The following is a 17,203-nucleotide window of genomic DNA, read 5'->3' on the forward strand; positions in this document are numbered from 1 at the left end:
TTAGTTCTTATAAACTCTGATATAATCTACTTGCATGGTTTGAGGAAATACAGTACTTGCATTTGGTGATCCGGGCCAATTTCCTCCCACCGCCAAATTCAAAATAATGAAGAAATCCTCATGAAATTCACTTAAGCCAGAAGGGGTAATGTCGGCCACAAAATATTGTGAGCCATCCACAAAACCTCTAATGGATTGTTCATCCCACTCCACACTAAACACATGAAAATCATCAGCAAAAATCCCATTGGATAAGCTATAAGATTCACCATAGGAAGCATGCTGACCTGCATTATCCCAATGTATAGTAGAATGAGAGATATTATCTCTATTTGTACCACCCACTAATTCCATAATATCAATTTCTCCACAAGCGGGCCAGCTTACAGAATTAATATTACTTCCTAGCATCCAGAAGGCTGGCCATATCCCTTGGCCATAAGGAAGCTTTATTCTGGCTTCTATCTTACCATATTTGAAATCGAATTTATTCTGAGTAGTGATTCTTGCTGAAGTATAATTTCTTCCGCCATAAACTTCTTCTTTGGCAGTAATGGTTAAGTAGCCATTGCCAACAAGAGCATTGTCTTCTCTGTTGGTATAATTCTGGAGTTCGTTATTTCCCCAGCCTCCTCCGCCAGTTTCCATATTCCAATAACTAGCATCTGGTAAGCCCGTATAATCAAACTCTTCTGACCATATTAAATTAGGTTCTCCTTGGTCATCCTCATCAATTATTATTGATTGTGTGGATGTGAAAACATCTTCACCACGAATAATTTGTAATTCTATTTCATAATCCCCTGCCAAAGGGAAATGAGCCAAATAATCATCTTCATTAGCTATGATTTGATCTCTATACAACCATTTAAACGAGTCAAATTCGCCTTCTGTGGTATTAGTTAAGAGCACATAATTAGGATTACTTTGGGTTGGGGTTGCAGTAAAGCTTGCATTTAAATTAGGAAGATTAGAGTTATCAATAACTATAATATCAGATGCTGTTTTTGTTGTTCCATTATAATTTAAAACTTTTAAACTAACAGTATAATCACCTTTCAATGCATAATGAATTTGAAAGCTTTCTTTTTTATCAGTTGTTGTAATGATGTCCCCATTTCCAAAATCCCACGTTAGTGAGTAATACTCACCAGAGGATGTATTGTTAAAATAAACTGTATTATCATTGATATAATCAAAAGTAAAACCAGCTGTAAAATCTGATTCTTCTTTTTTGTCACATGACATAAAAATTAATGTAGAAAACATTAAAAACAAGCTGAACTTTAATAGAATTTTCATCTGTATTATAGATTTTGTTAGTCAGATGGAACTCTCAATGAATTTAATCATGCTTGCTGGCGAATGATTACAAGCTAAAACCATTGTTCGTTTCAAAAGCTATATTATTAAAAATAAAAGCTTTAGCGGTAAAAACCGCTAAAGCTTATTCATGCTATTGTACAGGTTTCACACTCACAAAAGTGTGGTACCATGCAAATTCACCATCTTGCTCAATTCTAACTTTCAATTGAGTATCAGAAACTTCAATGATATCATAGGTACTTTTACCAACCCACCAACACATGGTTCCATTATCAGAAAGAGTAAAAGCTGTTCCTCTATACCCACCATCTTGAGCAGCCATAGTAGAAGAAGGAGCAAATGTTACTGTTTTAACTCCATAAAGATCTGGAACTACATCAGTATTGTGACATACATCACCTTCAACACCAATGACACCTGCATATGCACCAGGGACAAAGGCTGGACCAGAAACTTGCTCGAAAGTAAGTCCTGTACTTGTTTTTGTAAATACAAATTCAGCATCATACATACATGCTTTATCGGTATCCCAAGCACCAATTTGCCACCAGTTTGGCCAAGTATAATCAAGATTACCATAATCTTCGGTAACAGGACCTAATCCGGCATGACCTAATTGATCAGCAGCCCAATACCAAGATTTTGAGCTTCCACCAGTTAGGAATTCTAAAGCTTCTTCATCTTCGAAACTACTGAATACTTCAACAGGCTCAGTTTTTGTAGATTGAAGTCCTCCGGTTCCAACTGCAGAAACGGTAACATTATAAGTATTAACACCATTTATTGCAAAACGATATTTGATATTACCATCTGCAGCCACTTTTACATCGGTTCCGTCTCCGAAATCATAGGTATAAGTGATGGCATTATTAGCACTGGCAGTGAAGTTTACAAATCCACTACCATCGCCATTTGGGTTTTCAGCATCAACACCTTCAATAACATAAGAAACACTTAGATTTGTAGGTGTAACTAAATCCCCTAGCTCATGTTTGTCTTTATCACATGCTGAGAAAACAAATAGTATTCCAGCAAGAGCCACTATTAAATATTTAAATCTATTTTTCATAATTATCATTTTTAGCGTTTAATAAGTTTGTATCTCCACCAAACACCAGCTCCAGCTTCAATATCAATAATCATTGTACTGGCATCCTGTAATTCAACGATATAAGTTATTGATTCAGGGGCATCATCAGGACTGGTAAGCTCTCCGGTATTATTGGCTTTAGGAATACCTAAAAAGGCTCCAACACCAGATAATGTTATAGTACCAGCTCCTTCGTCATAAGTAAATGTAGCAGCATTTGAGCCATCGTGAGGAGCTACTGGAACTCCACAACCATCCGCCTCAATACCTTGCCAAGCTTCAACCCATGTTTCGGAACCAAGAACATTACTAAAGCTGCCATTTGCTGAGAAAACATATTCGTCGTCGAAGAAACATCCTCTATCACTTACACCAGCATCATCAATAGCCCACCAAGAAATATCTCCTTGTCCTGGACCAACACCTAGCGAACCTGCTTCTGGAGCCATTTGCCAAGTACCAGCTATTGGAGAAGGTTCTCCTCCTCCGCCTTCTTTTACAAGTTTGTATCTCCACCAAACACCTGCTCCAGCTTCAATATCAATAATCATTGTATTTCCACCATCTTGTAGTTCAATAATATAGGTAATAGATTCTGGTGCATCAGCTGGACTTGTTAATTCTCCAGCATTATTTGCTTTAGGAATTCCAAGATAAGCGCCTATTCCATTAAGAGTAACTGTACCGGCGGATTCATCGTAATTATAGGTGGCAGCCGCAGAGCCATCATGAGGAGCCACAGGGCTTCCACATCCGTCTGCTTCCACGCCTTGCCATGCTTCAACCCAAGTATCAGCACCTAAAACATTGCTAAAGCTGCCATTTGCTGAGAAAACATATTCGTCGTCGAAGAAACATCCTCTATCACTTACACCAGCATCATCAATAGCCCACCAAGAAATATCTCCTTGTCCTGGACCAACACCTAGCGAACCTGCTTCTGGAGCCATTTTCCAAGTTCCTACTAAACCTGTTGATGGAGCTGCACTACCTAGTTTAATATCATCAAAATAGTAATCTGAATCATCTCCAACATTATCAAAGTCAAAGAAGATCACTATTTTTTGATAGCTTTGAGTTCCATCAATTCCTGAGAAATCATAAACTAATTCTTCCCATTCGTTGGAAGTTGTAGTTGTAGCATCCATTTCATAAGCTATATCACCGCTATCTAAATTTTCAACTTTTAGTTTAACAATAGCTCCAGACTTAGGCGACCATACTTTTACTTTAAATAAATTGCCGGCTGAAAAATCAATTGGAGCACCTAGTGTTAACAAACTACCTCCCCAGGTTTCTGAACCAGCAGATTTGAAAGAATGACCAACTTTAGAACTGGTATTGATACCAGAAGCGTCTGGATTATCGATTACTGCAGAACTCACTCCACCAAAATCGGAAAAAGTATAATTCACAGTGAAAGATTCAAAATCTATAGGTAACGTAATAGGGTCACTAGCTTCTAAGATAGTTAATGTTTCAGTATATTCAGTGGTGGCTGAGCCAGAGTTTTTAGCGATTACTTTTAATTCATAATCACCTGGTTCTGCATAAGTATGTTGTGTAGCTTCACCTGGTAAAATGCTTACAGGAGTTTCGTCTTCAACATCTCCAAAATAGATATGGATTAATGTTGCCATATCAGCTGTAGCCGACACCTCAACAATCCTAGGATTCACTTGGTCAGGAGTCACAGTAACCACAAGGTTCTCTGGAGCTTTAAAGCTAACCGTAAGAGCTTGTTCACCCATTGTTGACAAACCTGTTAAACCAATTGCTTTAACTTTTACATTGTAGTTTCCCTCTGAATAGGTATGAGAGATGAGTTCTCCTAGAGTGTACTTAGAAGGGAGTTCTCCCTCAACATCACCAAACCAAACCTCATAAGCGGTCACCCCTTCAGCAGCGGGTAAAACGGTAACTATACCCGTATTATCTTGAGCAACATCAAACATGATCTCAAGTTTTGAAGGTGGCTGGATATTATCCAGACTATAAGATGGATCGTCCTTTTGACAGGCACTAAAAATGGCCAGTAATAGAACGATACTCAATATATTTTTTATTATCTTCATTTTATCTGACTTTTAAATTAATAATTTGGGTTTTGAGACCAGTTACCAGCAGAAAAGTTAATCTCTTCTAAAGGAATGGGGAAAACTTCGTGCTTACCCACTACAAAACCATCTATAACACTAGCGGCTTTTCCAGTTCTTACTAAATCGAAGAAACGATGTCCCTCTCCAAATAACTCAAGCCTTCTCTCATGATATATAGCTTCAGTTAAATCAGCACCAGAAAGTGTAATGTCATGATTTTCATCAGTAAATGCACGTCTTCTTACTTGATTTAAATAATCTTGGGCTTTTGCATCAGAGATACCACCTCTATTATTTGCCTCAGCAGCCATCAATAATACATCAGAATATCTGATAGCTCGATAGTTGTTAGGATTGGTTAAGTTAAGATCATTCTGTGCATTCTCACTTCTTTTACGAGGAATATATTTTCTATTAAAATATCCAGTATGCTCATTTCCTGTTGAATAGCCAGCTCCAGCTGTATCAGACCAGGCCACAATATCTAAAATGGTTACACCTAATCTATGATCACCAGGACTATAAATACTTGCAGCTTCGGCAGTAGGAACATTAAAGCTAAATCCGGAAGAAAAGAGAGGACCATCGTAAGAACGAACTCCACTAAAACCAACGGCTACATTACCTTCACTACATTGTAGACATCCAAAACCAGCACCTTCAAGGTCTGTATATTGCACTTCAAATACAGATTCAGGGCCATTTTCACCTTCGTGTTCAAATATTGAATTATAATTATCGGCAAGAACATATACACCGCTATTGATGACTTCATCTAAAGTGGTTGCAGCTTTAGTAAATTCTTCTTGATATAAATAGGCTTTTCCTAATAAAGACAAGGCAGCTCCTTTTGTGGCTCTTCCTTGTTGAAGAGGAACATCGGGCAAAACTGCTGCAGCAGCAATTAAATCAGCTTCAATTTGAGCATAAACCTCATCAACAGAAGACCTTGGAATATTTAATTCATCACCTAATTGAAAGCGTTCATCAATTTTTAAAGGAATACCACCAAACCATTTAACCAGTTCGAAATGATAATAAGCTCTTAGGAATCTGATTTCACCAATCATGGCTTCTCTACCATCAAAATCAGTTTTGTCTTTATATTCCATAAAATAATTACAACGCTGAACGCCAGAAAACATAAGGCTCCATATTTCACGAAGATTACTATTTACAGGGGTATGTATCATGTCATCGATCTGTTGCCAGCCAATAACATCTGTAGGACTTTCGCCACCACAAAGTGTATTATCTGAGGCAATTTCACCAACTATTACATTTTGATAAGTTGGTTGTAATAGATCATAAGCACCAACAAGGGCTTTATAATAATCGTCCTCAGAATTAAAATAGTTTTCTGAGTCTATAGAGTATTCAGGAGCTTCCTGAACAAAATTGTCGGAACAAGAGTTTATAGTTATCATTAAGCCTATAAACCCTAAAATCATGATTGTTTTATATAATAAATTTTTCATAGTTTTTAATATTATAAGTTAAGGCTAAATCCGAAAGTATAAATTCTTGAAGCAGGATAAAATCCATAATCGATACCTGCTCCAATAGGGCTACCATTTGAAGCAGCAGGATCGAAACCAGTATAGTTTGTGAATGTAAATGGGTTATCAATGGATGCAAAAAGTCTAAATTTCTGAATAGATGCTTTGCTTGTCCATCTTTCAGGTATTGTATAACCCAACTGAATTTTCTGAATTCTTAAATAAGAGCCATCTTCCACATAAAAATCGGAGAATACATTATTTGCAGTTGCCGCAGTTGTTACTCTTGGTACTTCATTAGTGGTACCTGGACCAGTCCATCTGTCTAAAATATAACTCATTCTATTCACATTTGGCTGTGCTCTCTCATAATTTCTTACGATATCATTCCCAAGAGATGCATAAGCATTAATAGCAAAATCAATTCCTTTGTAATCCAAAGAAAAACTAAACCCCATAACCACATCAGGAATAGGATTACCAAGGTTCACTCTATCCTCAGTATTGATAACACCATCATTATTTGAATCTTTAAATCTGAAGTCACCAGGTTGTGCAGGAGCACCTAAGGCTATTTGACTGGGGTGTGCATCTACTTCGGCTTGTGTTTGGAAAATACCATCAGTTTGGTATCCATAGAAATAACCAATGGGTTGACCCTCTTCCATTCTTGAAATCAATGGTTGTCCAACACTAAAATTACCACCCTCAATAAATCCGGTTCCATTATCTACTTCAAGTACTTCATTACGGATAGTGGTCACATTATAGTTTACATTGAATTTTAAGCCTTCTACAATTTGACCTCTATAACCTACTGAGAATTCTAAACCACTGTTTTTAACCGCTCCAGCATTTACCGTTGGGCCAGAAGCTCCAGGAGCAGTGATGCCCAATATACCTGACACAGGAATATTTCCAATTAGAAGTTGATCAGTCACTTTAGAGTAATAATCAACAGTGAAATCTAATTTATCGCGAAAGAAACTTAGGTCAGCACCTAAGTCAAATTGCTTTGAACGTTCCCATTTTACACTTGGATTTGGCAATGGACCAATGGCAGTACCATAAGTCAACATATTATCAAATACATAAACGGCCTCTCCTGATAGTTGTGAAAGATAAAGGAAATCACCAATTCTATCGTTACCTAAGATACCGTAGCTACCTCTTAGCTTTACTAAATCAACATTATTAATGTCCTTCATAAAAGCTTCGTCAGATAAAATCCAACCTCCTGTTACTGATGGGAAATATGCAGCTGCATTTTCCGGTCCAAACTTCATAGAAGCATCGCGTCTAAGCATGGCAGATATTAAGTATTTACCTTTATAATCATACTGCATTCTTGCGAAATAAGATAGCTTTCTAGTATCATAAACATAAGAACCAATGTTTTTAGAATCTACTAAGCCATTTGTTAGGCTGATATCGGCAAAATCCACTGAATTATTAGGGACATCATATCCTGTTGCACCTAAATAATCACCCCAGCTTTTAAGAACAGTAGTACCAAGCATGGCAGTAACATGATGTGTTTCGTTAAATGTTCTTTCATAAGTAACAAAAGCATCGAATGTATAATCGTTATAGTTGTTTCTATCTTGATATACACTACTTCTAGAAACATCAAAAACTTTTCCTCCGTAATCAACAATAGGTGAAAAGGATTTAGACTTAGCATAAGCAGTATTAAAACCAATACGTGCAGTTGCTTTAAAATATTGAGCAAAACTAGCATCTAAGCTGGCGTTTCCGAAAAGTTTATTGATATCATAATCATTATAAGTATTAGCTATTTGAGCCATCGGATTAATCACCTCGATACCTAAATCGCTAGGAGCTAAAAAATAGTCACCTGATTCACCATAAACTGGATGTACTGATGGCATATTTAAGGCATTAAACAATACGGAGGCCAAACCAAAATCATTTATAGTTTTTCTGTCAATATGAGAATACGAAACATTTGTACTAAAATTCAACCACTCATATAATTCAGTTGTTAAACTTAATCTTGCAGTACTTCTGTTAAAACCTGTTTTATCACCACCTATAATACCTTGCTGGCGTAAATCAGAAGCACTTAAAGTATAGGTCGACTTTTCAGTACCTCCATACACGCTTAAGTTATTATCGAAAAGTGGTGCTGTTTGAAATAATTCATCCTGCCAATTGGTTCCTTGACCTAAACCAGAGAGGTCTGGATAAGGAATTGGATCACCTGCAGCAGCATAACTTTCATTTAGAATTGCAGCATATTCAGTAGCGTCTAACAGTGGGATTTTCCTAGATGTTTCCTGCATACCTAAACTACTATTAAGCGTAACTCTGGTTGGTGAATTTTTTTTGCCTTGTTTTGTTTTTACTAGGATTACACCATTTGCCCCAGAAGCTCCATAAATAGCTGCCTGTGCATCTTTAAGTACAGTCACACTTTCGATATCACTAGGACTTAAGGTTCCTAAGTCCCCCACATATCCATCGACAATAACCAATGGAGCAGCATCACCATTGGTAGCAACTCCACGAATTCGGATATTGTATCCTGAACCAGGAGCACCAGATTGACTGGTCACATTAACTCCAGCCATGGTCCCTTGTAAGGCTTGTTCCACCTTTACAGGTTTGAGCTTTTCGATTTTCTCAGCATTCATCTGAGAAACCGCACCTGTTACATCTTTTTTCTTGATTTCACCATAACCAATAACAACAACCTCATCTAGAGTTGTTGAATTAGATAATGTAACATCAATTTGGGTTCTGCCTTCAACGGCCATTTCTTGTCCTGCCATTCCCACAAATGAGAATACCAATACAGCATCTGGGGATACACTTATGGAATAATTACCATCAAAATCGGTAACAACTCCATTGGTGGTTCCCTTCTCTAATATTGTGGCTCCTGGAAGTCCTAAATCATCACCTTCAGCGAAAACTCTACCACTGACAGTAATACTTTGAGCTTGTAGGCCAATAGTCAACATTAGAGCGAAAACTACTAGTAAAACATTTTTCATACGATTGATTTTAATTAAATTGAGTCTTAATTTTTATTAAAAATTATTGATTTGTTAAATTATTTAGTAACAATCGATTGCGAAAATAGCTTTACAGGTAGGTAATATCAAATATATAGCTTCATCAAAAACACATCATTTGTATTTTTGACTACATCAAAAATACAACAATAATGCATTTATAGTGCTGTAATTGTGATACTTAAAAAGTATATAGGTGGATATTACTTACTACATCAATCATTGATATAGAAAAGAAGGGGCAATATGTTAAAATTTCAATATAAATTCGGTTAAATTGACTTCTCTATCAAGCTCCAATTTTTTTCTGAGACGGTATCGACTAATCTCGACTCCTCTTACTGAGATATTCATTAGTAGTGAAATCTCTTTACTTGATTTATTGATTCTTAGATAAGCACATAATTTGAGCTCTCGAGGACTTAAGCCTGGGTAGGCTAACTTGATTCTCTTCAAGAATTCCTCATGCACATTTTCAAAATTGGTTTCAAAAACCTGCCATTGCTTATCGTTATTAATTTCTTTTCGTATTCTTTTGAGCATCATTCTTAATTGATGCTTATTCTCTTCACTAGTCACTTTAGTACTAATTTCTTTTAGTTCATTAATGAGCTGAATAAGTATTTCATTTTTATGTATGGTTTCGTAGGTGGAGTTAACGAGTTCTTTGTTTTTTAATTTGATGCTGAGTCTTAATTTATCATTCCTCATTTTTATGAGTTCCTTCTCCGCTTCTAAAGCTTCTTTTTGTAATTCTGCTTCCTTCTTACGAAACAATCTTGCTTGTTCTTCTTCATGCTTGCTTTTTACCGCTTTTAGTCTTCTATTAATAATAACAAAGAGCAGCATTAAGAAAATGAGAAAGGCTATGAAATAAATAATATAGGCCAGAATACTACGATAATATGGAGGGGAAACAATGAATTTAAACGCTATGGCTTGGGTGCTAACCCCATATATATTCTTGCTTCTTAGCTGGAAGGTATAATTTCCCTCAAATAGATTGGTATACTCTTTTGTGTTTCTACTGTCCCAATCTGACCATTCCTTCTCGTAACCCTCTAACATGGTAGAATAAACTACATCATTAGGGTTTTCAAAATCGTTGGCTGAAAATGTGAACTCTATATCGTTATTGGTATAATTAATTTGGACGGGTTTGTCAGTTGCAGAATAGTAATATACAGAATCGGGTTTGAAGGTCCGCATTTGATTAATATAGGACTGAAATGGAACATTATAATCTTTCTGAACTTTTAGAGAATAATACTCAAAACCATTTTCTGTAGCAATAAGACAATGATCTTCTTTTTGGGTGTTTACAAACTCGAAACCATTCACAAATTGGCCTTTTAATTTCATAAAGGGGAGGGTGACATTATAGTATTTACCATCCTCTCCAAACCTTAATACAGCTAATTCCCCAGCAGTAAAATACCAGATATTATGATTTTTATCTTCACTAACCATTCTTACTTGGGAATCCTTAATAAAAGGCTTAAAAAAATCCTCCCTTATAAAGTCCTCTTTTTTATTGGAATAGGAGAACATTCCATCTCCAGTCAGAAAATGTATTTTCCCTTTTAGTGTGCAGAGGCTAAAAAGCTGTTCATCCAAAATGGAGTTACTTGAATTAAAATAATCGACTTGCAATATGGTTTCATAATCATCACTAAGAATAAATCGATAAACGCCTTTAAAGCCATGCATCATCCACAAATATCCATCCCCATCAAATGCTATGTCTCTGGCGGATTCGGAAAAGCCATCCAACACCTTTTTAAAGGCCCATTGTCCATTTATCTTTTCAAATAGTATTAATCCACTATAAGTACCCCCGATTACCTTAGTAGAGTCTTTTGGGGTTTGAATATAGGCCCAGCCCCCTGGGATATCGGATATTTGTTGGGCTTCTTCTCCTTCAATAATAAACGTCCCATAATTATGTCCACAGAAAAGGCTTCCATCTATTTCATTCAAGGACCAAACTTGCCCTTGGGTTTTAGGGATGATTTTTAATTTTTTGTTCAACAAGTTATTCGACAAAGTTGAATTTTGCTGCGTAACTTGTAGTCCTTGATTAGTACCCAAATACAGATTGTCTTCAAAATATCTGGCAGTGTATCCAGTACCCGCGCCAAAATTGTAAGATATACGCGACAATGGAGAACTAATTTCTACAAAATCGATTCCTTTATCGGTGCCTAACCACAAATTACCCAAATTGTCTTCACCAATGCTAAGAATGGTATTGTTTTGAAGTCCATCGGACATGTTTAAATGCTGTATTAATTCGCCTTTGGTATTCACCATGACTAATCCATTTTGGATGGTTCCGAAGCATAATATTCCTGATTTCGTTTTATAAGAGCAGAATATTTGATTCTTCTTTAAAAACTCGTTGACATTTGTAGCCCATGGGATTACAGAATTCCCATCATAGGTAAAAACTCCATCGGAAGCCGTGGATATCAACATTTGATCATTGTGTTCTAAGATTCCCCAAATTTCTTTCCCCCTTAAACTTTCGGCCCCTTTGAGTGGAAAAAGTTTACCCATCGCCAAGCGCAATAAGCCTTGTTCCATATCATTTACATAAAAATTATTATTGAGTTGATAAGAAAGATGAAATTCGGAAGGGGCTGCTATCACCGTAATACTATCATCATTATAAATCATTAATTGAGAAAAGGATTGATAGATGATACCATCCAAATTAAAAGATATTCTCCAGACGTCATCAAAATCATTATACTCATTGGGAATTAAATTTCTAATAGAATGAAACTGATAAAACCCATCTTCCTTTTTTTTATAATATCCAATTTCATTAAATCCACCAGCGTAAATGATTCCTTCAACATCAATATATAAGCTTCTAACCAATCCATTATTGGTTATTGGAAAGTTTCTCCAATTTACACCATCAAACTCCAATAATCCTGAATTATTGGCAAAATACATTTTTCCATTATCGCCTTGCTGAATACTCCAGTTTTGGATTCCAGCATTAATTTCGGATCGTGAATAGTTTCGTACGCTAGAAGTGCCTATAAGTTTCTGCTGCGAAAAGCCAGAAAGACAAAGCAATATAGTAAAGAGTAAAAAGGTTTTTTGTAATCTAGAAGCCATTAATTGAATATTTAACCTCGCTAAGTTATGAAAATCAATGGCAATATTACATACTAAGTCTTCGAATTAATTGTTTTTCTTTTTAGTGGAATCGAGAAGTCCAGCTGAGTCAAAGCTCTCCATAGCCATTCCAATGGACCATAATAATAGTTTCTCATCCAAAATTGGCTAAAGCTGACTTGCAGAATAAAAAACAGTATTCCATAAATTAAGCTCCAAGAGGAGCCCATAAATCTGTACATGCCCAATCCATATCCATAGAAGATGAATACTCCTATCATGGATTGACCCGCATAGTTTGATAGGCTCATTCTACCATAAACAGCTAAATAATTAAATGCTTTAGCCTTGCTAAACTTGATGTAAATGAGACAAAAAACTGAAAAGATAAAGAAGGTATGAGTGAAACTGGTATAAGCTCCTAATAGTACATTTAAAAAATAGCTCTGGGTTTCTCCTAAGGGCAAAGTGATTAATAAAGTCTTGAATTGAATAATGACCACAGAAAAAACGAAAGTGATTAAGGCTATTTTTTCTAGCGTTTTTTTATTCTCCTTTAATTTGTGGAAAAATTGTTCCCTCCCTAATACCAAACCAAAGATAAATAGAGCAATCAACATTAAATATCTTCCATTATAAAAGGTCCAGCCCCAAACAGCTGTTCTGGCTCGCCAGTTATTATATTCTATGACTTCAAAGAAGCTCCCTTTAGCAAATATTTCGCTACCAATGCCCCATAATCCTGCTCCAAAAGTCTCTTGAAATATATAATTAGGATTCAGTAATGAGACTGTCAGCTGGACTAAAGTCGGAATCTGCAAGGCCAAGAGGCCAGCAATAATGATCAAATGCTTTGTTTTAAATCTATCAAATAAAACCAAGCTCATACCTAGAATGGCATAAATGTGCAATATATCTCCTTCGTAAAATAAGGAATGCACAAAACCTAAACCCATCAATATAAACAACCTCCAAATAAATTGGGCTCTGAAATCTATACCTAATTGTTTCTGCCTATCCATTTGTATAAAAAAGCTAAAGCCAAACATTAAAGCGAAAATGGAATATGCTTTTCCTGCTATTAAAAGGAAAATAGTTTCAAACACAAAACCATCAAGAGCAGGTGAGAATAAATAGTTTAGCTCTGGAGGATAGAAAAAATCAAAATGTTCGATGCTGTGAATCAATATGATTCCTAATAAAGCAAATCCTCGTAAGGCATCTACTATGACAATTCTAGGTTTTTTTTGACTCATTATCTATTCCTTTATGAAACGACCTTTGTCTAAATTTTCATTTCCTGAAGAAATTTGATAATAATACATCCCTCCCTTTAATTCTGAGATATTCAAGCTCACCAACTTTTCTTGTATGCTTCTTTTCAGAACTAGCTTACCCAAAGAGTTATATAGAGAGAACTCTAGAGCTTCAGGACCATTATGTTCACTAGAATCTATGAATAATTTTTCTTGAGCAGGATTTGGATATACCTTTATGGTTTTGTCTGTCTCTTTTTCAGGAATGGCATTTGGCGTAGTTCCAGGAGCGTAAACTCTAATGTAATCAATGACAAATTGAGTGGGGAATGCATCGGAATCTACCCCCTCTACTCCACCCCAGTTTCCGCCTACAGCAAGGTTGACAAGAATGTGGAATCTTTTATCGAAGGGCCAAGCTTGCCAATTTCCTTGATTCTCAAATGTAAAATAAAGTTCATCGTCAATATACATTTTGATGTAATCGGCTGTCCATTCGCAAGCATATACATGAAAAGCCTCTTCACAATCGGGGACTGGTTTTGCTACACCAACTTGAGTTCCGATGATGTGGTTATAGCTTTTGGTGTGGACTGTTCCATGGACATTCTCGGTATCGTAGCCCACATGTTCCATGATATCGATTTCTCCACTACCGGGCCATCCTCCATATTCCCAATCGGTGGGCAACATCCAAAAGGCGGGCCAGGTTCCTCTTCCGCTTGGAAGTTTGGCTCTCATTTCGAAATAACCATATTGCCAATCGCCTTTGTTTTTAGTAATGAGACGAGCTGAAGAATAAGCTTTTCCACTAAAAAACTCGTAGTGGGCTTCAATAATTAGATTTCCATTTTCAACTCGAGAGTTTTCTAGTCTACCATCGGCATAATATTGCAATTCATTATTTCCCCATCCGTTGCCACCCACATCGTAGCCCCACTTAGCCGTATCTGGTAGTCCTTCATAATTAAACTCGTCGGACCAAATGACTTCTCTATTTTGAGAGGAGGCTAAAACAGGAAAAAGAAAAAGAGCTAAAAAGAGATATATTAGTTTGTTCATCATAATATCTTAATTATCATTGAGTAAAAGTAGTAATATCTAGCATACGAGTGGCTTTAGTAAGTTTAGTTAAAATGGTTTCGTATTGATAGTGACATCTCTTTAAAGCATCTATTTCTTATTTTGCATTATGGTTTTATGTTTTTCAATATTTAAAAAAAGGATAGAGCTAAAAAGAGACTCTAGTTTGTTTATGATAAAAAAATTATCATTTGTTGTTTATAGTGATATCTAGTATACGAGTGGTATTAGTAAGTTTAGTTAAATTGGTTTCGTATTGATAGTGATATCTCTTTATAGCATCTATTTCCTTTATATTTTATCTTTAATTTATGGTGTATATGTAATTCCTTTACACTTTTCAATAAAATCTTTCACCCCTTGCTGATCAACTTCTCCTCCTGTTACATAAGGTAATTTTATGATGGGATTATCAATAAGGAAATCATTAAATACGGCATCGTCTAAGGATTTTCCTTCGGGAACAAAATTACCAATCCATTGAGGAACCATGGCTTTTAATAATTCACGAGTTTCTTTATTATCCCAGTATTCTCTAAAGAAAGTATACTCATTATAAGCCAATGGCACTATTTGAGTAGATTGTAGTTGAATGGTTTCTTGTAGTTTGATATCCCTAGAGGAAGCTCCAACTAAAATATCAAAAGCACCACTTTCAGCAATCCAAAGCGCTCTATGTCCATCGAAATAGGAAAAATCGCGAGTATTGAGTTCGAAACTTACTTCTTTGGTTTCCCCTGGATTAAGTTCTATTTTAGCAAATTTCTTGAGTTCTTTTTCGGGACGTTGTAAAGTGCTTTCTTCATCCTTTACATATAACTGAACTATTTCTTTTCCTTTAGTTTCTCCTGTGTTTTTAATATTCATAGTTACTACTAAACCATCTGTATCTTTAATGTTTTTAGCAGATACTGTGAGGTCGCTATATTCAAAAGTAGTATAGGAAAGTCCGAATCCAAATGGGAAAAGAGGCTCCATTTTCTTCTCGTCATAATATCGATAGCCCACAAAAATGCGCTCCCCATAAATCACTTCTCCTTGCTCACCAGGAAAATTAAAAAACGCTGGTGTATCTTCTAGTTTCATTGGGAATGTTTCCGCCAATTTTCCGGAAGGATTCACTTTTCCAAAAAGCACATCGGCTGTGGCTCCTGCTCCCGCTTGTCCACCTAACCAGGTCTCTAATACTCCATCTACCTCATTTATCCAAGGCATGGTAATGGCAGAACCATTGGTTAAAACTACCACTGAATTTTCTTGAACTAGAGCAATTTCGCTGATCAGTTTATTATGCGATGGAGGTAAATCAATATGAGTTCTATCAATTCCTTCCGATTCATAATGTAAGGGTAAGCCCGCAAATACTAAAGCAATATCAGCTTTAGCTGCAGCTTCTTTAGCTTCGGCTATCATAGAATAATCTACATCATCTGTTAGGCTATAACCTTGGGAGTATGTGAATTTAAAATCATTACCATATTCTTGATTTAGAATATCGAGAACTTTATCGAGTTGAGTGGGTTTTACTTCTGAGCTACCATTTCCTTGAAAACGTGGATTATTAGCAAATTCACCAATAATGGCCACTTTCTTATACTTCTTCTTAGTTATAGGAAGTACCTTATTGTCATTCTTCAATAGTGTTGCTGCCTCTGCTGCTACTTGTCTGGCAAAGGCATGGTGTGCTTGTGCATCCAATTCCACTCCTTCTTTCTCCAGAGATTTTGCTTTTAATACCACCTGTAGAATTTCTTTCACTAAAGCATCTAATACAGACGCCTCTAATTCGCCATTTTTAACGGCTTCTACTATGAGTTCATCGTTAAAGGTACTTACACCAGGCATTTCGATATGCATTCCTGCTTTTATTCCTTCCACTCGGTCAACCACAGCAAACCAATCAGAAATCACAATGCCTTCAAATCCCCATTGATTTTTTAATACCTCTGTTAAAATATAAGGAGATTCGGTTCCGTATATCCCTTGAACTCGATTATAGCAGGCCATCACTGTCCAAGGTTGTGCCTTTTTAACCGCAATTTCAAAAGGCCTTAAATAGATTTCATGAAGCGTACGAATATCCATATCAGAATTATTATACATCCTCATGGTTTCCACATTATTAGCCACATAGTGCTTTAAAGAAGTTCCTACTCCTTGGCTTTGTACCCCATTAATAAAGGCAGCACCAAGTTCTCCAGAAAGAATGGGATCTTCGGAGAAAAACTCAAAATTTCTTCCCGCTAAAACCGATCTTTTAATATTAACCCCAGGCCCTAATAATACATTCACATCCTGAGCTTGACATTCTTCTCCAAGAGCTACACCCAACTTCTCTATCAAATCTAAATCCCAAGTAGCAGCCAAAGCTGAAGCTGTAGGAAAACAAGTGGCAGGTAATTGGTCACCATAACCCGGTACATTAGTTGCAGGAGCACGGCGAAGACCATGAGGGCCATCGGAAACCCAAATCCATGGGATATCTAATCGCTCAATGGGCTTGGTACTCCAATCATCTCTGCCAGAACATAAAGATGCTTTTTCTTCTAAAGTCATTTTTGAAACTAAGTCCTCAATTTTTTGTTTCATGTCCTCATTGCTTTTGTCCTGAGCGTTTAAAGAAATTACGCCTAATAATAGTATTCCAATAATGATATAGTTTCTCATCTCCCTTACT

The 17,203-nt window shown here is 36.3% G+C and carries 9 protein-coding genes; all 9 read right to left on the bottom strand.

Annotated elements, in window-relative coordinates:
* The 9 genes from HNS38_RS07930 to HNS38_RS07970 all read right to left on the bottom strand — a co-directional run bounded on the left by HNS38_RS07930 (position 1) and on the right by HNS38_RS07970 (position 17,193).
* Positions 1-1,302 carry a family 16 glycosylhydrolase gene (locus tag HNS38_RS07930; RefSeq protein ID WP_172283533.1) on the bottom strand — a complete coding sequence of 434 codons (1,302 nt, stop codon included), beginning with the start codon at positions 1,300-1,302 and terminating at the stop codon, positions 1-3.
* Positions 1,303-1,456: 154 nt separating this feature from the next.
* Complete coding sequence (locus HNS38_RS07935; protein WP_172283531.1) at positions 1,457-2,395, bottom strand: hypothetical protein; 939 nt, start codon at positions 2,393-2,395, stop codon at positions 1,457-1,459.
* Positions 2,396-2,406: 11 nt separating this feature from the next.
* Complete coding sequence (locus HNS38_RS07940) at positions 2,407-4,491, bottom strand: PKD domain-containing protein (protein ID WP_172346251.1); 2,085 nt, start codon at positions 4,489-4,491, stop codon at positions 2,407-2,409.
* A 17-nt stretch (positions 4,492-4,508) separates the two neighbouring features.
* Positions 4,509-5,993: a RagB/SusD family nutrient uptake outer membrane protein gene (locus HNS38_RS07945; protein WP_172283131.1), complete on the bottom strand. Its 1,485-nt coding sequence runs from the start codon at positions 5,991-5,993 to the stop codon at positions 4,509-4,511.
* Positions 5,994-6,004: 11 nt separating this feature from the next.
* Complete coding sequence (locus tag HNS38_RS07950; RefSeq protein WP_172283129.1) at positions 6,005-9,034, bottom strand: TonB-dependent receptor; 3,030 nt, start codon at positions 9,032-9,034, stop codon at positions 6,005-6,007.
* Between the two features lie 270 nt (positions 9,035-9,304).
* Positions 9,305-12,187: a triple tyrosine motif-containing protein gene (locus HNS38_RS07955; RefSeq protein WP_172283127.1), complete on the bottom strand. Its 2,883-nt coding sequence runs from the start codon at positions 12,185-12,187 to the stop codon at positions 9,305-9,307.
* Between the two features lie 53 nt (positions 12,188-12,240).
* Positions 12,241-13,443, bottom strand: a complete 1,203-nt coding sequence (locus HNS38_RS07960; protein WP_172346252.1) for a DUF418 domain-containing protein — start codon at positions 13,441-13,443, stop codon at positions 12,241-12,243.
* A gap of 3 nt (positions 13,444-13,446) precedes the next feature.
* The gene (locus HNS38_RS07965) at positions 13,447-14,508 is read right to left on the bottom strand and encodes a family 16 glycosylhydrolase (RefSeq protein ID WP_172346253.1); all 1,062 of its coding nucleotides are present in this window, start codon (positions 14,506-14,508) and stop codon (positions 13,447-13,449) included.
* A 327-nt stretch (positions 14,509-14,835) separates the two neighbouring features.
* The gene (locus HNS38_RS07970; protein ID WP_172346254.1) at positions 14,836-17,193 is read right to left on the bottom strand and encodes a glycoside hydrolase family 3 C-terminal domain-containing protein; all 2,358 of its coding nucleotides are present in this window, start codon (positions 17,191-17,193) and stop codon (positions 14,836-14,838) included.
* Between the last annotated feature and the right edge of the window lie 10 nt (positions 17,194-17,203).

Source organism: Lentimicrobium sp. L6 (assembly GCF_013166655.1).
Classification (GTDB): Bacteria; Bacteroidota; Bacteroidia; order Bacteroidales; family UBA12170; genus UBA12170.